This is a genomic window from Pectobacterium actinidiae (assembly GCF_000803315.1).
GTDB lineage: Bacteria > Pseudomonadota > Gammaproteobacteria > Enterobacterales > Enterobacteriaceae > Pectobacterium > Pectobacterium actinidiae.
Genome location: NZ_JRMH01000001.1, coordinates 1,130,435 through 1,150,786 on the forward strand (window position 1 = coordinate 1,130,435; position 20,352 = coordinate 1,150,786).

Sequence of the window (20,352 nt, forward strand, 5' to 3'; positions counted from 1 at the left end):
GCTGGTAACCCGAGATAAAGCGCCTTTCATCATGCGACGCCATCAAACAACTAACGACTGGGTAAAACAGGCTCAGCATCCTGCCTCGTTCGAGCGAATTGAGGCTTTCTTCCGTGGGCATGGCTACGACCCCCATCGGCACGATACCTATGCGATTGGGCGGACGCTATCCGGCGTGCAGCGCTTTCACTACCGTGGCAGCCTGTGCAATAGCGTGCCGGGGGGAACGCTGGTGCTCCACCCTGATGAGATTCATGATGGCGAGGCCGGCTCTGTCGACGGCTTTCAGTACCGCATGATTTACGTTGAACCTGCGCTGATTCAAAAAATACTCGGCGGCAAACCTTTGCCCTACGTGAATGGCGGTATATCCAACGATCCACGTCTGTTTGCGGCAACGGAACCCTTGCTCAGAGCGATGGAAGAGGCGTTTGATGAGTTGGAAGAAGACGATGTGCTCTACGATCTGGCGCAGGCGCTGTCGGCCGTTGGTGGGCAGCGGCATCCGCGGCGCTTATTCGACTATCACGCTGCCGAGCGAGCGCGTGAATACATTCATGATGCCTTTGATAAAACGATTACGCTGGATGAACTGGCGCAGGTGAGTGGTCGGGATCGCTGGAGCCTGACGCGTGACTTCCGTGCGCTCTTCGGGACGACGCCGTACCGCTATGTCACTATGCGCCGTCTCGAACACTGTCGGCGGCTCATGCTGGCCGGTGACAGCCTCGTCGACATTGCTGCTCGGACGGGCTTCGCAGACCAAAGCCATATGACGCGCCATTTCGTGAAGGCATTTGGCATTTCGCCCGGTCACTGGCAGCGCATGTTCACCGCGCCTTAGCCAACTTGCACAATCGTTCAATACAGTCGGTACTCTGCTTCGCTAGTCTGAGGACGTCATCATAAGGAGAGACGATATGTATAAATCCATTAATTTTGCCCAAAAGTTAGCGTTATTTGACGATCGCTGGCAGCCAAAAGTAATCGCTGAGATGAATGACTATCAGTTTAAAATCGTTAAAATTCAGGGCGATTTTATCTGGCATTCCCATCCCGAAACGGACGAAACGTTCATCGTACTGGAAGGCCAATTGAGAATCGATTTTCGTGACGGTGATGTGCGCATCAGTGCCGGGGAAATGTATGTCGTTCAGAGCGGCGTTGAACACAAGCCTTATGCAGAACACGAAGTAAAACTGCTGCTGATTGAACCGAAAGGCGTGCTGAATACCGGTCATGAAGGCGGCGATCGGACGGCTGAAAATGATATGTGGATTTGATAGGTTGAGTGAAAAGCGACCTACAACGTCCCGTGAGTGACGCACAAGTCGCAGTAAACGGGCTGCTTTTACCCCAAAACGTCAGAAGCATTTTTAATTTCGTTTACTGCGTCATAAAAAAACCTGCGTCAGGCACCTACAACGCCCTTGTCCGCTTGCTTTTGCATAGAAGTCAAAAGTACCATGAAGCACTTGTTTGTGGAGGGGATGGCCAATGTTTACGGGAAGTATTGTTGCGCTAGTTACGCCGATGGACGCCAAAGGCGCCGTCGATCGGGCGAGCTTGAAAAAACTGATTGATTATCATGTCGCTAGCGGTACATCGGCGATTGTCTCTGTCGGCACGACGGGGGAATCTGCCACGCTGAGCCACGACGAGCATGGCGATGTCGTGCTGATGACGCTGGAACTGAGCGATGGACGCATTCCTGTCATCGCTGGAACCGGGGCGAATGCTACCGCTGAAGGCGTTTCACTGACTAAACGTTTTCATGGCACAGGCGTTGTTGGCTGCCTGACGGTCACACCGTACTACAATAAACCGACGCAGGAAGGCCTGTACCAGCACTTCAAGGCGATTGCCGAGCATACCGATCTGCCGCAAATCCTGTATAACGTACCTTCCCGCACCGGTTGTGACATGCTGCCGGAAACCGTTGCCCGTTTGTCCGAAGTGAAAAATATTGTCGCAATTAAAGAAGCGACGGGGAACTTAAGTCGGGTAAGTCAGATCCAAGAGCTGGTTAGTGAAGACTTTATTTTGCTGAGCGGCGATGACGCCAGCGGTCTGGACTTTATGCAACTCGGCGGTAACGGTGTGATTTCCGTTACGGCAAACATTGCTGCGCGTGAAATGGCGGAACTTTGCAAGCTGGCGGCACAGGGCAATTTTGTTGAAGCGCGCCGTTTAAATCAGCGCCTGATGCCACTGCATCAGAAATTATTTGTTGAACCCAATCCTATTCCGGTGAAGTGGGCCTGTAAGGAATTGGGACTCATGGCGACCGATACGCTGCGCCTGCCGATGACACCGCTGACCGATTCCGGCCGCACGGTGATGGGGCAAGCACTTAAGCAAGCGGGTTTGCTGTAATCGTTAGGGAGATTTAATGAGTTATTCATTACAAAAGTCGATGGTGGCGAAAGTTGTTGGCATATCACTCGTGATGTTGCTTGCGGCTTGTTCCACCGATCAGCGCTATAAGCGTCAGGTCAGTGGCGATGAATCCTATCTGAAGGCACCGGCGCTGCACGCGCTGAATACGCCTGCCGGGATGATTTTACCGGTGCAGAACGGGGATTATGATATACCGCCAGTTACCCTGAATGGCGCGGTCGGCAAGGAGCTAGATATTCGTCCTCCTGTGCAGCCATTGGCTTTGTTGAATGGTTCCCGTACCCAGATCTCAGGAGATACGGCCACGCTGTTGTTAGAAAACAGCGCGCAAAACAGCCAGCTCTGGTCTCAGGTTATCCGCGTGCTGCAAGACAAGGCGTTTACCATTGCCAGCCGTCAGGATGCCAACCAAACGCTAACGACCGACTGGATCTCATGGCCGCGTGAAGATGAAGATGTCCCGTATCAAGGGCGTTATCAGATTTCCGTGCAGCAGCAGGGATATCAGGTCGCACTGGTCGTGAAACTGCTGGGATTACAGCTGAACGGCCAGCCGGTAACGACGAGCGATCAGGCTCAGCGCTACACTGGCCTGATGCTAAATACGCTTAGCAATGGTCTGGATTCTCAGGCAACCGCACGAGAAAACGCACTGGCAAACCGCACCATCGGTTCGCTGGATGTGCAGAGCGGGGCGGATGATACAGGCTTGCCACTGCTGGTTGTGCGCGGCCCGTATACCGTTGTGTGGGATCGTTTGCCTGTCGCATTGGATAAGATCGGCATGAAGGTTAACGATCGTAGCCGTCCGCAGGGTTCTGTCTCCGTGACGTATCGTGCGCCGAGCGGCGGAACCTGGGATGATCTGGGCGCGAAAAATCCTGAACTGCCTAACGGCGATTACAAATTGCAGGTCGGCGATTTAGACAACCGCAGCAGTCTGCAATTTATCGACTCCAAAGGGCATACGCTAACCCAGTCTCAGAATGATGCACTGGTGGCCGTATTCCAGGCGGCGTTCAGTAAATAACGCATAAACCAAGGGTCGGATTATCCGGCCCTTCTTCATTCAACAATCTCTACCCGAATTGACGGGCGCTATCGGCAACCGTTCGGGGAAGCGTTAAATATCGGGTCGTACTTGTTGACCCTCACTGTGTGGAGTAATGAAAGATGCAAAAGCTAGCTGAGCTGTATCGTGGAAAGGCGAAAACCGTCTACACCACCGAAGATCCCGATCTACTGGTGCTGGAGTTCCGCAATGATACATCAGCAGGAGACGGTGCACGCATTGAACAGTTTGACCGTAAAGGAATGGTGAATAACAAATTCAACCATTTCATCATGAGCAAACTGGAAGAAGCTGGAATCCCAACGCAAATGGTGAGCCTGCTGTCTGACAATGAAGTCCTGGTGAAAAAGCTGGAGATGGTGCCGGTCGAGTGTGTCGTGCGCAACCGCGCGGCAGGGTCGCTGGTAAAACGTCTGGGGATTGAAGAAGGCATTGAGCTGAACCCGCCGTTGTTCGATCTGTTCCTGAAAAACGATGAAATGCATGACCCGATGGTAAACGAATCTTACTGTAAGACGTTCGGCTGGGTGAATGAAGAGAATCTGGCTCGCATGAAAGAGCTGAGCTACAAGGCGAACGACGTGCTAAGCAAACTGTTTGGTGACGCCGGGCTAATTCTGGTCGATTTCAAACTGGAGTTTGGTCTGTTCAAAGGCGAAGTCGTGCTGGGTGATGAGTTCTCACCGGACGGTAGCCGCCTGTGGGACAAAGAAACGCTGAACAAAATGGATAAAGACCGTTTCCGTCAGAGCCTCGGTGGCTTGATTGAAGCATATGAAGAAGTTGCGCACCGTATCGGCGTAAAATTAGACTAACTGCGCAATCGTTTACGTTCAGGCCGTCAGTTTGAAGTAGGCTGACGGCCTGAATATTTTCAATACTCCCTATCAGAACGCTGCCTTCTATTTTCTCTTTTCTGACCTGTGGTTTGCTGGCCTCCTCCCGATGCCGATTAATGTTATCATCGCGGTTTGCTTAACGCGCAACCCGACGACTTTCGGCAGACTCACATCCATGGCTTACTTCGATCCGACATTGTTAATTCTGCTCGTCCTGGCGGGGCTGGGTATCATCAGCCACAACATGACCGTCACGCTGGCGATTCTGGTTTTGCTGGCGATACGCATCACGCCTTTGAATAGCTATTTTCCGTGGGTAGAAAAATACGGCCTGAGCATCGGTATCGTCATTCTGACGATTGGCGTAATGGCACCGATTGCCAGCGGAAAAATTACCGCCAGTGAAGTGATGCACTCCTTCCTGCACTGGAAATCCCTGCTGGCGATCCTCATTGGTGTTGTCGTGTCCTGGCTTGGCGGACGCGGCGTGTCACTGATGAGTAACCAGCCTTCCGTTGTGGCCGGGCTGCTGGTGGGAACGGTCATGGGCGTGGCGCTGTTTCGCGGCGTTCCGGTTGGTCCGCTGATCGCCGCTGGCCTGCTTTCTCTGCTGATCGGCAAGACCTGATTAATCCGGCGCATGTGATGATGTTGCGTGATTTTTCCGACAGTCTATGCCAGCAGCAACGCTATGGTGTCCGGCGATTGCTGGTGTTGAGCGGTGACGCGAACTGGTGTGAAGAACAGGCGCTGACGCTTAGCCATCAAGCGTCTGGCGACTGGCTGTGGGTTAGCGAACACGCGCCTGAAACCGTTACCGCGCTGCCAGCCAGTCGAGTGCGGACGCTGCTGGGGCGAGAGTTTCTTCACGCGGTGTTTGATGCACGTATCGGCCTGGATGTCGAAGCGCTGGCGATGTTGTCAGGCACGCTACAGGCGGGGAGCTGGCTGATTATGCTAGTGCCGTCGTGGCAGACATGGCCGACGCAGCCGGATCAAGACAGTCTGCGCTGGAGCGAACAAGAACAGCCGATTGCTACCCCGCACTTTATCCAACATTTTCAGCGCCAGCTGTTAGCCGATGAGGACGTCGTTCTCTGGCGGCAGGATCAGGCGTTCGCGATGCGGCCATTGGCCGCGCGATCGGACTGGCAGCCAGCTAGCGGTGAGCCGACTGCGCGACAACAGCATATTTTGCATGAGTTGAGCGTTGCTGAATCTGGTGTATTTGTCATTACCGCATCGCGCGGGCGGGGGAAATCGACGCTGGCGGGCATGCTAACGCAGCGGAGTCGCGGGGCTTGCTGGATCACCGCACCTTCCCGCGCGGCAGCGGATATTCTGCAACAGCATGCGCGTGCCGATGCGCCATTCTGGGCACCGGATGCGCTGTTGGCACACTGCCACCTTCATGGCGCACCTGATATCGACTGGCTTCTGATTGATGAAGCGGCGGCGATCCCGTCTTCTGTACTCTCCGCACTGTTACCGTATTTCCCCCGTATTCTGATGACCACGACGGTTCAAGGGTATGAAGGTACCGGGCGGGGATTTCTTCTCAAGTTTTGTGCGACGCTGCCGCAGTGGCGGGGGTTAACGCTGGACGAACCTCTGCGCTGGGCTGTTAACGATCCGCTGGAGAGGGTGTTGGGTCAGGCACTGTTATTTAACGAACCTGAAGCGTTTCATTCCCCACCGCAGCGAGATCTACCCATTCCCTCTTCTGCGCTGGAAAGTCGAATCGAACGTGCTGAGGACTGGCTCATACATCCTGAACGCCTGACGTGGTGCTACGCGCTCTTATGCAGTGCGCATTACCGCACCTCGCCGCTGGATCTGCGCCGTCTGATGGATGCGCCGGGCATGCAGATTGCCAGTGCACAGGTGGCGGGCGAGATGTGTGGCGTATTGTGGCTGGTAGAAGAGGGCGGGCTGTCTGCCTCGCTTGCGCATGAAGTATGGGCGGGGCGGCGACGCCCACGCGGTAATCTGGTGGCACAGTCGCTGGCAGCGCATGCTGGCTTGTGGCGTGCGCCGATACTGCGCGCGCGTCGCGTGAGCCGGATTGCGGTGGCATCGTCATCTCGCCGACAGGGGATTGGTCGCGCGTTAATTGCAGAACAGATGCGCGAGGCACAGCGACAGGCGCTGGATTACCTGTCGGTTAGCTTCGGTTATCAGCCAGATCTGTGGGCATTCTGGCGGTCATGTGGTTTTCGACTGGTGCGTATCGGTAGTCATCTTGAAGCCAGCAGCGGTTGTTACAGCGTGATGGCGATACTACCGCTAAGTGAAGCGGGGCATAAACTGGTGGAGCAGGGAAGCCAACAGCTAGCGCGTGACTGGAGTTGGTTACAGCGTCTGATTCCGCTGAACCTCGCGCTGCCGCAAACAGGAAATACTGAGCTGAATGAAGACGACTGGCGTGAGCTGGCGGGGTTTGCGTTTGCGCATCGACCGATGGAGGCCAGCTTCGCTTCACTTTGTCGCCTGCTGATTCACACGACATTGCCGCTGCCTGCACTACGTCTGCTGGCGGAAACACCGGGGGAAGGCGAGCGGATAGCAACGGCGCTGGGGCTGACCGGCAGGAAAACACTTCTGAAGCGCTGGCGAGAAGAAACTGCCGCTGCGCTGGTCGATCTCGATGCGCAACGGTGTCAGTACTGGCGAAGAATCGCAATAGTCGGCGATGATTGACGGATGTTGCGTTATTGAAGGCTACAGAACTCGCAAATCGTACAGGTATGTCGAATAGAGGAAGATGAAGTGGATTACTGCGTCTCTAGCAGCCGGAAAATCAGCGGCGTTTTCCCCTGTTCGTCAGAGTAATCGGCAATTAACGTGAGGTCAGTTTTCCTCTTTCCAGACCAGAGCTGACATTCGAGTCGCTTTCGCGGAGCATCAGCCTCAATGTCGTAGCTGTACAGGGGAATTCTGCCTGTTTTATCGGATATAAAGGCAATGTCATAAGGGGGAAGCGTCAAATCAGCAACAGATTCCCCCGTGCTATCCAGTTCCTCAAGAATCTCTTCGTAAATAGCCGTGCTCACGCCAAAATCGAGTCGAACTGCGGGATCGTTATGCTGAATGCCCCTCAACAGATCGCCTGCGAGCCGATAAATTTCATCTCTGTCACGTGTCATCGCTCATCGCCTTATTTTCCCAAACTGTCCGACTCTACTCATCGGGTACGAGTGGCGAATGTTATCAGGCTCTGCCTGTTATCGCTTGCGGTTCTATTGGAAAGCGCTCTTGAAGTGCTGGCGAGAATGGGGGCTGTCTGTTCGGTCGACGAATGCTGCGCCTCATCCGTGAGACGCAGATTAGGGTATCAGTCCAACTGCGGTTTGAAGGCGGGGGCACGACGGAGCAATGCCCAAAGCGCTTCCTGTAAGGGAATTTTCTGCGCTTCTAATAGCTGAGGATAGCGCTGATAAAACGCGTCCTCTTTCGCGGAAAAATCCGGGTTCTCCTGAAGCCATTGCTTACGGAGCGCGGTAATTTGCTCGTCCGTTAGCTGTTTGTTAGGTGTGGCGTTTTCCTGTTCTTTAAACCAGCGGAAGCGTTTATCCGGCGTTGCGCGTTCTTCTCTGTTCCATCCGTCGTTAATTTGCAGTATCTGCGCCAGCGCGAAGCCGAGAGTGATACTGATACCCCGCCAGCTATCTACATCAGATGCGGCTGGCGGCGGCGATAGGCTCGCAAGTATTGCCGCAATGTTTTTTTCCAGGCCGAGTTCGCCGGAAGCTTTCTCTTCCCAACTTATTGCCTGCTGATGCAGCGCCGTCCAGTCGCTTTCTGCCACGGTTTCTCCCGCTAACCGTTGCGAAATCGCATGAATCCACTGTTTGCGCAGGCTGTTTACTGTGCTGTCTGCCAGCCAGTCTGACCACGGATTGCCCGCATCGTCTAACCATTGCTGTAACCATTGCAGCGCGACACCATCCACGGCTTTTCCCGGCGCGATGGCGGCAAAGAGGGCGTCAACCTGCGCTGGTGTGGTGCTCGGCAGCTTTTCCAACAGCAGACCGAGTGCGGCAGGTAGTCCGGTGATACGTTCAAAGATGTGAATATCCGCGCTGTGCGCCAGTACGGTAGAAACCGAGCCTTTGTTGTCCTGCCAGTAGGGAGAAAATGCCTGTTCAATATCGCCGTCCGCTGCATGCTGGCGCAGTCGCTGGTGGAGAAAACCGTGCAGCGACGCATCGCCATAGAACGCTCCCCACGTTACGCGAGTGTCTGCCAACGGCTGTGTGGTGTTTTGTATCGCAATCTGGTGCGATTCCAGCCAGCCACGCAGCTGTGCCAACGTTTTCACGCCGATTTGCCGGGATATTTCCTGTCCGTTTTTAAACAGCAGTAGCGTAGGGATGCCGCGCACGCCAAAACGCTGCATCAATGCCGGATATTGCTCCACATCCAGTTTGGCGACGGTCAGGTTGTCTGGCGTGTTATCCGCGATGGTGTTTAGCAGAGGAGCCAGCGTTTTACACGGCTGACACCAGGGGGCCCACAGGTCAAGCAGAATAGGCTTGTCGCTATGATTGAGTAAGGCATCCAGCGAGGTGTCGCTGGCAGTAATGATGGCGTCGGACATGGGTGTCTCCATTCAGAGAAAATCGTGAGTAAATGAGCGGGATGTGGGTCATTAACCGTAACGGCTCAGCTTATGGCGAGCCGTCACGGTTATGTTGTCGATTGGCTATCCGCATCAACACAGAAAATTAGGGGGCTTTGACGGGTTGCAGGACGAAATCAATCTTGCTCAGGCCGCGCTGTTGTGCGTTAGTCATGACATACGCTACCCGGCCATACTCGACGGCCTGATCGGCAAACAGCCTTATGTTCGGGTGAGAGCCGTCGGCTCAGGCCGCATCAAGTTTGGCGATCAGTTGGGCATCATCAACCGCTTCTTTATTCCAGTTAATCTGCCCCGTCGCGGTAATCGCGATATCCACGGCCTGCGGATCTTTCTTGATTTTCTCGACGCTGGCGCGCGGCAGCTCCACTTTAACAGCGTGGTTAATGACTGGCAGGGTAATCATAAACACGATCAGCAGCACCAGCATGACGTCGATAAACGGTGTCATGTTGATGTCGTTAAGTAACGCGTCTTCCTGACTTTCAAACGGGGATGACATACTCATGGCGGTGTTCCTCTTCAGGCGGAGCGTTCAACGGGTTGAGCCGCTTCATACCGCGCGGGGCTATTCAGGTCGGTAAGGTTGGTGTCCACGCGCGCGCCCGTCAGCAGGTAAGCGTGGAGATCGTGCGCAAAACGGTTCATGGCATGCAGGACGATACGGTTACGACGGTTAATGGCGTTGAACCCTAATACGGCGGGAATCGCCACGAACAAACCAAATGCCGTCATGATCAGCGCTTCACCGACCGGGCCAGCCACCTGCGCCAGATCGGGCTGGCCGATGGTGCTGATGGTTTGCAACGCGTGAAAAATCCCCCATACGGTGCCCAGCAGGCCGATAAACGGTGCGGTGCTGCCAATCGAGGCTAGCGTTCCGAGGCCGGATTGCAGTTTCCCTGAGTTGGTGTCCAGCGTGTTGCTCAGGCCGCGCACCAGCCAGTCGCTGAGATCGACGTGTCCGCCCAGCGTGGAAGAGAATTTGTGCGGGTGTTTCAGCAGCGCATGTCCTTCGATCACCAGATCGCGGAACGGATTAAAACGCTGTTTGCCGAACTTCTCGACGCTTTCTTGCAGGCTGGTCGCCTGCCAAAAGGTATTGCGGCTGTATTGCACGCTCTTGTTCAATGCAAACAGCTGCCGTGCTTTGAGCAGCATGACCGTCCATGACAGCAGCGACATGATGAGCAGAATGATGGCTACCGAGTGGGTGACAAGATCGCCCTGCTGCCAAAAATGGTGGATATCTAACGTGTTCATGTGTGACCTCTTATGCAATAACCTGATTCGGGCGTGTCTGCGAAACGGCGGATGTGCTATTTCAACGCGGATTCTTTCTTAATGAGTCAGCCGGAAATTGACTGGCTGAACCGTCATGACGGTAATGGCCTGTCCGTTTTCGCGGTAAGGCGTACAGCGCGCCTGTGCTACGGCGTTAATCGCGGCCTGATCGAGGGCGTCATAGCCGCTGCTGCGGGCAATGTCGTGCCGAATCAAGCGTCCCTCTGGGCTAATGACCAGACGAACCAGCACGTTGCCTTCCTGCTGGAGACGTTTGGCGCGGCGAGGGTAGTCAGGCTGCGGAACGACACAACCGACGGAGGCGACCTGTTTGGGCTGTGCACCCGGGCTGTTCTGCATCAGGTTGCCTTTGCTGGCGGTAGTCAGCGAGCCTGGCGTCGCTTCCGGTGCGGCGGGGGAAGGCTCCGGTGTAGAACGAGCCGGAGGCTGACGCTCGGCGATGGCTTTAGGGCGGACGGGCTTCGGTTTGACTACTGGCTTCACTGGCGGTTGGTGAACTTCTTTTTTGACCGGCGGGGGCGGCGTCTGTTGCTCCTCAACGACCGGTTTTTCAGGGACGGGGACAATTTCACGTTCACCCTGTTCTGACGTCAGCACAGGCGGTTCCGGCGACGGTTCGGGAATCGATTCGGGTTCTGGCGCTTCAACCATCGTGGCCTGAATGCTGATGCTGGCTGCCGGATTAAGCAGATTGATCGGTGTGTATTCGGTGGTACGCGTGATGAGCAACGCGGCGACACCCGCATGGATCAGCGCGACCGTCAGAAAGCTGAGCGCGATCTTCCCCATTTCTCCCCGAACGGGCACAACCATCGCCACACTTCGCGACGGCTGTGCGGGGGCGACGTCACGCCGTGCGGCGGGAGCCGCGTCGATGCGCGCGTTTAACGAAAGGTGTTGTACGGATGCCTGTTGCACGTTTTCCTCTGCTGCTCTGGCTTACGGTGTCGGGACGTTTCATCCAGCCCTGAACACGGAACTATGATGACCTCTATTAACGATGTGCAACGAGACAGAAAAAGTGTCACCACGCGCGCGAGATTTTTTTGTGGCAACCGTCCTTGGTTGCCACCCTGACGAGCCGTCACGTCGTGACGTCAAAAAACGCTCCCGGCGTCTTTTTGTGGCTTACCGTTTATGTCGGTCTGGCGGCGCGGATATGTATCCAGTAATCGGTGGTATGCACAATCGCGATAGGCATGGTTTGCGCCAGCGAATCCAACGTGTAATTCAGATTATCGAGCGGGAAATTCCCGCTGACGCGCAGATCGGCGATAGCAGGATCAAGCCGGATGATGCCGGGGGTGTAATCACGTAGCGTACTGATGACGGAAGCCAACGAACGATCGCGTACTTCCAGGCGACCGTGTAACCAGTCTGTTTCTGATTCCGGCGTAACGGCGACTTGATAGAGCGTAGAACGATCGAACCAGACACCCTGACCCGCGTGAAGGCGCAGGCTTTGTCCGGCGTGGTTGGTAATTTTGGCGATGTTGTCCAGCACGCCGACATGGATGCCACCGCTTTCATAACGCACGTTCACATTGGCCTGAAGTGCGACGATATCACCCATACCGGTGGCGATCACGAAGGGGCGCTGTGTATCTGGCTGAATATTGGCGAAGATACCACCGTTATGCAAAGCAACCTGTCGCACTGGCGTTTCCGGACGCACGTTGATATCGACAGCGGTACGCGCGTTCAACATGAGCATAGTGCCGTCACTGAGTGGAACCTGCTGGCGCTGTGCCGTTGCGGTTTTTACGTCGGACAGAAGCGGTGACAGAGGGTAGTGCTGATTAAGCAGCAGGCTGCTTAGCGACGCGACAGCCACCATCCCCAGCCCGTATTGCAGGACTTTCCGTCGGCCTGATGGTGCTAAGAGTGCCTGACGAATCGGCTCATGAGGCAGTGCCGCGAGAAGCGGCTGAAATTTCCCCAGCGTTCGCTCAATGCGTTGGCAGGCTCGCTCATGCAGTGGGTTTTCGTATCGCCAGCGGCGGTACTCATCATAATCGGTCTGGGTTGCTTCACCGGAACGCAGCAGCACCATCCATTCAATTGCCTCTTCGGCAATCGGGTCATCCATGTGTCGTCTTGCCATGCGGTTCACCTATAAGTCACTGCTGTCCTGCGTGGCCAGATAGCAGTTGGTCAGCGCTTTGGCGATATACTTCCTCACCATACTGGCGGAGACATCGAGTTGTACGGCAATGTCGGCATAGGTCATGCCATCAAGCTGGCTGAACAGAAAGGCCTGTCGTGCTTTGATGGATAGCCCATCCAGCGCCTGATCGATAGTGAGCAGCGCTTCCATCAAAAGCTGTTGTTCTTCCGGTGAGGGATGGTGAAATTCAGGTTTACTTGCCAGTGCCGTGAGATAGGCTTTTTCCAGATCGCGACGACGCCAGTTTTCATACAGTACGCGTTTGGCGAGCGTAGTGAGCATCGCACGCGGTTCTTGTACGTTGGCGAGATTCGGCAGAGACGCTAAACGTAAAAATGCCTCAGAGGCGACATCTTCCGCTTCACAGCCGTAGGCAATACGGCGGCGTAATTTTTCCGTTAGCCAGCGATAATCGCTGCGAAATATCAGCGACAGTAAGTCGGGTTTTTTAACAGCCTCTGTGTACATGGGCATCCTTAAATAGCGTAAATCACAACAATGCTTGAGCCGGGATACCCCAGGGCCGCAGAAAAAAAGGAACGATGCGTCCTGTGCTGTTTTTAAGTCAAAATTTGCAGGAGTCAAACCACGTTTTTTTTCTATGGTTAGTTAGAAATGTTCTGTTATTGCCTGGAATGGGTAAATGGCTATTTCCGGATACGTCTGTGAAAGGAAATAAAAAGAAGGCGCTTCGGAGATCGGTATTTCACAGAGTAAAAAATACAGAGAAAAAGTATTTTCCAAATCAATATGTTTGCTGCCGAAAAAAAATAATTACGGGAAAAAATGACTTCCTGCTGTCACTTTTTCATCGTCATTGCACAACTTATACGAAGACCAATAAAAACTGATTTGTTGAAGCAATTGACGAGGGAAAAATGAAAAAACGTAATACTGCCTCTCACGCTCTGGGGCTAAGTTTTAAGAAACGCTTATTTTTCACGAATATGTTGGCGATTCATTCTGCATTATTCGTGGGGGCAACGGCTGTTCCTATGGCCGTCTACGCGGCAGGTGAAAATGACACTGTGGCATTTTCTATTCCTGCGGGCGACCTGCAAAAAGGGTTATTGGCTATCGCCAATCAAAGCAAACAAACGCTCTCTTTTAATCCCGCGTTGGTGGCGAATTACGAGAGTCCGGCGCTGAATGGCAATTATTCAACGCGTCAGGCGATTCTGCGTTTATTACAAGGCACGCCTTTATTACTGACGACGACGGACAACGGTACGCTGACCATTGTTTCTTCCCGCGCCAATGATGCAGAAGTAGCGCAGGCCAGCGACAAAACACTGCCAGCAATTACGGTGAGTGCAGGCAGCGAAGATGAAACGGTATTAAACCCCGGCACGTCGTCTTCGGCATTACGCACCAGTACATCGTTGCAGCAAACGGCGCAGTCGGTTCAGGTTATCAGCAATAAGCTGATTAACGCGCGTCAGGCTACGTCGCTGGAAGAAGCGTTAAAAAACTCGGGCAGCGTCGTTACCATACAATCAAACCGCGGTACGCCTACATTCTGGATGCGTGGCTATGCTGTGACGTCTGGCGCGACGGATGGCCTGTCTGGCTCCAGCAACGCGGGGATCGGTCAGGGTACGTCAATTGAAGGTATCGAACGTGTCGAAGTGTTGAAAGGGCCACAGTCGGTACTGGCGGGGAGCAGTTCCGCCGCAGGGACGATTAACGTCGTGCGTAAAAAGCCGGTCACAGAGCCATTGCATGTTCTCAAGGTAGAAGCGGCGCGTTATGGAGAATTCAAAACGGCTATCGATCTGGGCGGCGCGATTACGGATGACAAATCGCTGAGCTACCGTTTGAATGCCTCAACCATGAAATCTCAGCATTCCTTTCCTGATTACAACGGCAACCACGGCGATTATTTAGCCCCTGCCTTGACCTGGCAAAATGACAAGACGCGGATCACGGTTGGCGCAGAAGTGAATCAGGCGCGTAAGTCAGGACCGGCAGGGACGATTTACGCCAATGGGAGAATACAGAAGCTGCCGGAATATCGTCTGGGAGATAAAGACGATCATAACAAGATGAAAACGACGAATGCGTATTATGAGCTGGAGCAAAAGCTCGTCGGCGATTGGACGTTTAATAGCAAAGCCGGTTTTCAGAGCGCCGCTTCTCAGATGAAGATGAACGAAACGCTGCTGATTGCCGCTAATGGCGACAAAGTCAGCCATCCACTGGCCTACAAGTCCACTAATCAGACGTGGAGCCAGCAAAATGACATTCGGGGAAAAATCGAAACCGGGCCCGTTACACAGACGCTGCTGTTCGGTCATGACTACAAGCATGAACGCTATGCCAGCTATGACGGCAACTTTATTCTGATGACCAATGGCAATGTCTATAACCCGGATTCATTAGTGTTCCCCAGCATCGGTGAACCGAACAGCCAGACGTATACCTCCAAACTGATTCAAAGCGGTTTCTTGTTCCAGGATCAGATTGACGTCTTTGACCGCTTGCATTTCCAACTGGCCGTTAAACGTTCGACGTGGAACAACAGCTATCTGGTGGGATCGCGCGCCTCGACGTATACCGCGACCAAATGGATCCCCAATTATGGCGTCAGCTTCGATATCACACCGGACGTGACAATTTACGCCAACTTGCTCAATAGCTTTAGCGGTAGTGCGCAGGTCTCGCGCTCTGGTGTCCAGCTTCCGCCAACGACGGGGCAGTCTAAAGAGGCCGGGCTGAAATTCAACCTGCTCGACGATAACCTGACGCTGACGACAGCCGTATTCAGTATTGAGCAAAAAAACCTGACGGTAACGGATAGTAGTGGTTTCCCGATTGCGACAACGGGACGCAAAAGTGAAGGCTTTGACGTGGATCTGAACGGCTCTTTGCTGCCGGGATGGGATGTCACGGCCAGCTATACCTACTCGGATAACAAAGACCCTACCACCGTTCGCAGCACGATTACGCCGCGCCACTCTGGAAACGTGTGGACGTCTTATGAAGTGCAGTCTGGGCGCTATCAGGGGGCGGGTGCCTCAGTCGGTATCAGCGGTTCATCGAAAACGCAGAATGGTCCGAGCAATAACGCCTTCAGTATCGGCAGCTCAGCGTCAACCGATGCATCGGTGTTCTATCGCCAGCCTGACTGGTCGCTGACGCTGGGAGTTAATAACGTCTTCGATCGCGATATCTACTACACCAGTACTACGCCGCTGTATATCGGGGTGAAAGAAGGGCGGACGTGGCGTCTCACCGGGACGTATTCGTTCTGATCATCCGCTCGACCAATCCGTTCGACAAATGACGAGAACGGTCATTCACACGAATCAGCAGGTAGAAACGGCGCATGAACGCAAGTGAGACGAGTACGACAAGACCGGGCATCGGGCAGATTCTGATGCCCTATTGGCAGACGCCGGAGAAATATCTGGCGCTGTTTATTCTGGTGGTGATTATTAGCATCAATCTGGGTACGGCCTACATCAGCGTGGAGGCGAACCGCATATCGGGGAAATTCACCGATGCGCTGATTGGGCTGGATTGGGAGCAAATAAAGCCACTGTTTATCTTCAGTTTCATCCTCGGTTTGAGTGCGATGATGCTGAGATGGGTAAACGTACTCGGTCAAGGCTATCTGGCGTTGCGCTGGCGTACCTGGATGACGCTCCACTATATCCGGCGCTGGACGGGGACATCGGCTTATTACGAAATAGAAAGGGACGGTGCGCTGTCGAATATCGATCAGCGTATCGCCGATGACGTTAACGAGCTGGTGTCCGCTTCGCTGAATTTTTTTCTCAGTCTTATCTCGGTCGTCATCAGTACCGTAACGTACACGGCACTGCTGTGGTCGGTGTCTGGGGTGCTGCGCTTCTCGTTTATGGGCAGTGACTGGGCGATATCCGGCTATATGGTCTATGCCCTTTATATCGAATACTTTCTCCAGATTTTGCTGTCGCACTGGCTCGGTAAGGCTTTGATCAAGCTGAACATGAACCAGCAGAATGCGGAAGGTGACTTCCGCTTTCTGGGCGTTCAATTACGTGAAAATGCCGAACAGATTGCCTTCTATCAGGGAGGGCCGCGAGAAGGCGAACGGCTCGCCCTGCGATTTGCGCGCGTGCGTGACAATGCGCTTTCCGTGCTGCTGCGCGGCTTTAAGGTGTCGTTTGGTCAGAGCCTGTTTAGCCATTTCCTCTCGCCGTTACCGACGCTTCTGGCGCTGCCGCTCTTATTAAGCGGTGAAATTACCTTTGGCGATATGACGCGAATTCAGATGGCTTACGGTTCTCTTGGTGCGACGCTGAGCTATTTTATGCAGGCGTATCAGTCCTTCACACGCTGGCTGGCGCTGACCAAGCGTTTGCAGGATATGGAAGAAGCGCTGAATAAAAGCGAACAGTCGCCATCGCCTATTCGGGTGACGGAACACGATGGATCTGAATTTTCCTGTCAGGGTTTACGGCTGCTCACGCCGGATGGTCGTGCGCTGACGGCATTACACGACTGGCAGGTTTTACCCGGTGAACGCTGGATGATCAACGGCGCGTCCGGCGTGGGTAAGAGCACGTTGCTGCGTGCCTGTGCCGGGCTATGGCATCACGGTAGCGGGGCGATTACGCGGCCTCGCCGCTGCCGCTATCTGTTTTTACCGCAAAAAAGCTACCTTCCAACGGGCTCGCTGAAAGCCGCGCTGTGCTACCCCGCTAACGAGCAGGACTTCACTGACGAGCAGTGTCGTCAGGTACTGATTGACAGCGAATTACCGGATATGGCCTCGCAACTGAATGTCGAAGATCGTTGGCAGCAGCGGTTATCCGGCGGCGAGCAGCAGCGAGTGGCGATCGCCCGGACATTGCTGCATCGTCCCGACTTTCTTTTTCTGGATGAAGCGACGAGTGCGCTCGATCCTGATACCGAGCAGCGGGTTTATCAGGCATTGGTCACTGGCTTGCCTGATAGCGCCATTATCAGCGTGGCGCATCGGGAAGCGCTGGCCGCCTTGCATACTCATCACCTGCATCTGACACCGTTAGCTGAAAGTGACAGCCGTCATGAAAGCGAGACTGCAACGGGTGATGAAGCGCCGCAGCCTCAGGCTTCGGATCGGGTTTTTTACGCGTCCTGACTAACCGTTCAACCAATCAATTGAGGAATACGTGTGACGACACAGCTTACCGCACAGCCGCGACCAGAAGACGATGAGCGTTATGACAATGTGGATATTCCGTCTACCACGTTTGTGCTGGACAATGGACTTACCGTTATTGTCCATGAAAATCATGATGCACCTTTGGTTTCGCTGAACCTGATTTATCAGGTCGGTTCAAAAGATGAACCATTAGGAAAAACGGGTTTTGCGCATTTATTTGAACACCTGATGTTTGAAGGAAGTGAAAATGCACCGGGCTCTTTTCTGGAAAATCTCCTGAAAGCCGGTGCGTCAAATCTGAATGCTTATACCGGACAGGATCGCACCACCTACCATGAAACTGTGCCGGTCGGGTCACTGGACTATGCGCTGTTTATGGAAGCGGATCGGATGGGACATTTCTATTCAACCATCAATCAAGACTCGCTCGATCAGCAGCGGCGTGTCGTGCTGAATGAAAAACTGCAAACGGAAAGCGGCCCTTACGGCAAACTCCACGAGCTGAAATTAAAAGGGTGTTTTCCTGCTTCACACCCTTATGCTCACACTGTTATCGGTGAAGTGAAGGATTTGCAAGAGGCGACGCTGGAAGATGTGCAGAATTGGTTCCGCACCTATTATTCGCCATCAAACGCCGTGCTGGCTTTATCCGGTGCGATTGATGAGCAAACTGCGCGGGAAAAAGTAACCGCCTGGTTTGGCCATATTCCTTCAGGCCCGCCGATCTCCCGACCCGCCGTGTGGGTGCCGGATATTCCTGAGAACCGACGCGATGTTTATCAGGCCAAAGTGCCGAATGGCAGCGTCATGCTGTCCTGGAACATCCCGCCTTATGGTGACAAGGCGACTGTCTTGCTGTCTATCGCCGCGGATGTGTTTGCATCGGGTATTGCTTCGCTATTCGTTAAGCATTTGGTGTATGAAGAAAAGATTGCCAGCCATGTCACGGCTAACATCAATTATGCCGAGCTGGTTAGCCAGTTCACCATTACGGCAACGGCAGTGCCCGGCGTCGCGCTGAGTCGAATTGAGCAGTCCATACACAACATACTGCAACGTTTTTTATCGCACGGTGTTGATGACGAGACGCTGGAGCTGGTGAAAATCACCGCATTATCTTCTTTCTCCAACGCTCACAAGACTTCTGCGCCAATCGCAGGGCTACTGTCCCATTCGCATGTGCTGTTAGGGGATGCCGATCGCTATCGACAGATTATCGCGATCATCAAGCAGGCTGATGTCGACAGCGTGCAGCAAGCCGCGCAGCATTGGTTAGCGCGCGCATGCCATACCCTGCACATCGTTCCGTTTACCTCAACAACGACCACCGTGCAGCCCGCCGGACCGATAACACCGCCTGCGATTTTATCTCCAGCGCCTTTCCAGCTTCCCGCCGTGCAACACGCTCGATTAGATAACGGATTACCGCTGGTTCTGATAGCGCGGCACAGCCATCCCACCGTCAATATCGAACTGGTATTACCCCGCGTGGAAGAGAATACGCAGAGTGAAGCGGCGTTACTGTTTGATTTGCTTAATCAGTCAGGCGCTGGCGAGCGTGATGCGTTTGAATTCTCAAGCGCGGTTCGTCGGTTAAGCGCCTCGATTAATGTGTGGCGACGCGATCAAACCACAACATTGTCGCTGTCATGCCGACCCTCGCAGCTATCCGCGTTGCTTCCTCTCTTTCTGGATCGCTTTCAGCATTCCACGTTAGCGCTGAGCGACTTTGAACGTCAACGTGGCGTGATGCGGGACACCCTGACTGGATTAAAACACAACGTAAGTGGAATGGTGAGCCGCTTGCTGCCCGCGGTGATGTACCCGCAGGGGCATCCTTATCGTAAACCGTCAGGGATTGAAGGAACAAAAGCGAGCCTGGAACGAGTGACGTTTGAAAACGTTCAGCAGTACCAGTCACGCGCGATCCAGCCGGTTGGGGGCACGATAGTTATTGTCGGTGATACCACGCTGGAGCAAATCGTCCCGGTGCTGAATGCGTCGATCGGCGCGATCCCGTGGTCTCAGGGAACCGAGCAGGACAGCGATCGTCAGTTGAGCCCGGCGCGGAAAAGTCAGGTATTTATATTTGATGTTCCCGGTGCGGAGCAGTCTGCTATCGCCGCGTCGACCATCATTCCCGGCCTTGAATGGCCGCATGAAGCCCGCTTCACGATGTTGAATGACGTGCTTGCCAACGGGTTTACCTCGCGCATTAACCTTAATCTTCGTGAAAACAAAAATTGGACTTATGGCGTACACGGCCAATTGTTAAATGATGTGGGCTCACGGATTCATTCGGTACAAACCTCGGTTCAGGCCGATCGCACCGCGGCGGCCATGCAGGAAATCTTTGATGAATATCGTGCGCTTCTCAGCGATCGCCCTGTTACGGCAGACGAATTACAGGAAGTGAAGAACGCGGCGTTGCTGAGGTTGCAAAGTTCTATTGAAGGACTGGGCGGCCTGAACAGTATGTTGTCTCATCTTGTGCGTTATCAACTGCCGGACGATCACTGGCAGCGCCATCAGGAACGTATTAGCAGTACCACGGTTGATGACGTGAACACGCTGGCAAAAGAACTCTTTCATCCAGAAACATTAACGTGGCTGATTGCGGGAGACTGGACGTTAATTCAAGCGTCGATTCAGGCATTAGCGTTGGGTGATATTCACGTCATTGCAGGCAACGGCGACGACTTATATGAAACGCATGTCGCTTGAGCGATTGCCTGACGGTATTCGCCGATCTCGCTGTATGACTATTTTTTTGATGTTGGAGTGGTTTTTGGT

At 53.9% G+C, this 20,352-nt stretch carries 17 protein-coding genes; 10 read left to right on the top strand and 7 right to left on the bottom strand.

The window, feature by feature from the left end:
• Positions 1 to 31 precede the first annotated feature (31 nt).
• The 7 genes from KKH3_RS04685 (at position 32) to KKH3_RS04715 (ending at position 7,011) form a co-directional block, all read left to right on the top strand.
• The gene (locus KKH3_RS04685) at positions 32 to 844 is read left to right on the top strand and encodes an AraC family transcriptional regulator (RefSeq protein ID WP_039356349.1); all 813 of its coding nucleotides are present in this window, start codon (positions 32 to 34) and stop codon (positions 842 to 844) included.
• Between the two features lie 76 nt (positions 845 to 920).
• On the top strand, positions 921 to 1,283 hold the full coding sequence (locus KKH3_RS04690; protein ID WP_039356352.1) for a cupin domain-containing protein: 363 nt from the start codon (positions 921 to 923) through the stop codon (positions 1,281 to 1,283).
• 214 nt (positions 1,284 to 1,497) lie between these two features.
• Positions 1,498 to 2,376, top strand: a complete 879-nt coding sequence (dapA, locus tag KKH3_RS04695; protein WP_039356354.1) for a 4-hydroxy-tetrahydrodipicolinate synthase — start codon at positions 1,498 to 1,500, stop codon at positions 2,374 to 2,376.
• Between the two features lie 16 nt (positions 2,377 to 2,392).
• Positions 2,393 to 3,430, top strand: a complete 1,038-nt coding sequence (gene bamC / locus KKH3_RS04700; RefSeq protein WP_039356356.1) for an outer membrane protein assembly factor BamC — start codon at positions 2,393 to 2,395, stop codon at positions 3,428 to 3,430.
• A 143-nt stretch (positions 3,431 to 3,573) separates the two neighbouring features.
• A complete protein-coding gene (gene purC / locus KKH3_RS04705) occupies positions 3,574 to 4,287 on the top strand; it encodes a phosphoribosylaminoimidazolesuccinocarboxamide synthase (RefSeq protein WP_010301568.1) in 714 nt (237 codons plus the stop codon).
• Positions 4,288 to 4,486: 199 nt separating this feature from the next.
• A complete protein-coding gene (locus KKH3_RS04710) occupies positions 4,487 to 4,939 on the top strand; it encodes a DUF441 domain-containing protein (RefSeq protein WP_039362141.1) in 453 nt (150 codons plus the stop codon).
• Positions 4,940 to 4,956: 17 nt separating this feature from the next.
• A complete protein-coding gene (locus tag KKH3_RS04715) occupies positions 4,957 to 7,011 on the top strand; it encodes a tRNA(Met) cytidine acetyltransferase TmcA (protein WP_052201291.1) in 2,055 nt (684 codons plus the stop codon).
• Positions 7,012 to 7,085: 74 nt separating this feature from the next.
• Here the strand turns inward: KKH3_RS04715 and KKH3_RS04720 are convergent, their stop codons facing one another.
• The 7 genes from KKH3_RS04720 to KKH3_RS04750 all read right to left on the bottom strand — a co-directional run bounded on the left by KKH3_RS04720 (position 7,086) and on the right by KKH3_RS04750 (position 12,893).
• A complete protein-coding gene (locus KKH3_RS04720) occupies positions 7,086 to 7,457 on the bottom strand; it encodes a hypothetical protein (RefSeq protein WP_039356359.1) in 372 nt (123 codons plus the stop codon).
• 188 nt (positions 7,458 to 7,645) lie between these two features.
• Positions 7,646 to 8,911 (bottom strand): thioredoxin, encoded by a 1,266-nt coding sequence (gene trxA, locus KKH3_RS04725; protein WP_039356362.1) that lies wholly within the window; start codon positions 8,909 to 8,911, stop codon positions 7,646 to 7,648.
• A 268-nt stretch (positions 8,912 to 9,179) separates the two neighbouring features.
• Entirely contained in the window at positions 9,180 to 9,461 is a 282-nt protein-coding gene (locus KKH3_RS04730) for an ExbD/TolR family protein (protein ID WP_234991490.1), read from the bottom strand.
• Between the two features lie 14 nt (positions 9,462 to 9,475).
• Positions 9,476 to 10,216, bottom strand: coding sequence for a MotA/TolQ/ExbB proton channel family protein (locus KKH3_RS04735; RefSeq protein ID WP_039356365.1), 741 nt, complete (start codon positions 10,214 to 10,216; stop codon positions 9,476 to 9,478).
• Between the two features lie 78 nt (positions 10,217 to 10,294).
• Positions 10,295 to 11,176, bottom strand: coding sequence for an energy transducer TonB (locus KKH3_RS04740; RefSeq protein ID WP_039356367.1), 882 nt, complete (start codon positions 11,174 to 11,176; stop codon positions 10,295 to 10,297).
• Between the two features lie 217 nt (positions 11,177 to 11,393).
• Positions 11,394 to 12,362, bottom strand: coding sequence for a FecR family protein (locus KKH3_RS04745; protein ID WP_234991491.1), 969 nt, complete (start codon positions 12,360 to 12,362; stop codon positions 11,394 to 11,396).
• Between the two features lie 9 nt (positions 12,363 to 12,371).
• Positions 12,372 to 12,893, bottom strand: a complete 522-nt coding sequence (locus KKH3_RS04750) for a sigma-70 family RNA polymerase sigma factor (protein WP_010301596.1) — start codon at positions 12,891 to 12,893, stop codon at positions 12,372 to 12,374.
• 410 nt (positions 12,894 to 13,303) lie between these two features.
• Here KKH3_RS04750 and KKH3_RS04755 point away from each other — a divergent pair, with 410 nt between their 5' ends.
• The 3 genes from KKH3_RS04755 (at position 13,304) to KKH3_RS04765 (ending at position 20,283) form a co-directional block, all read left to right on the top strand.
• Entirely contained in the window at positions 13,304 to 15,679 is a 2,376-nt protein-coding gene (locus tag KKH3_RS04755) for a TonB-dependent siderophore receptor (protein ID WP_039356374.1), read from the top strand.
• Between the two features lie 74 nt (positions 15,680 to 15,753).
• Positions 15,754 to 17,535, top strand: a complete 1,782-nt coding sequence (locus KKH3_RS04760; protein ID WP_039356377.1) for an ABC transporter ATP-binding protein/permease — start codon at positions 15,754 to 15,756, stop codon at positions 17,533 to 17,535.
• A 33-nt stretch (positions 17,536 to 17,568) separates the two neighbouring features.
• Positions 17,569 to 20,283 carry a M16 family metallopeptidase gene (locus KKH3_RS04765; protein ID WP_039356380.1) on the top strand — a complete coding sequence of 905 codons (2,715 nt, stop codon included), beginning with the start codon at positions 17,569 to 17,571 and terminating at the stop codon, positions 20,281 to 20,283.
• Positions 20,284 to 20,352: the final 69 nt, after the last annotated feature.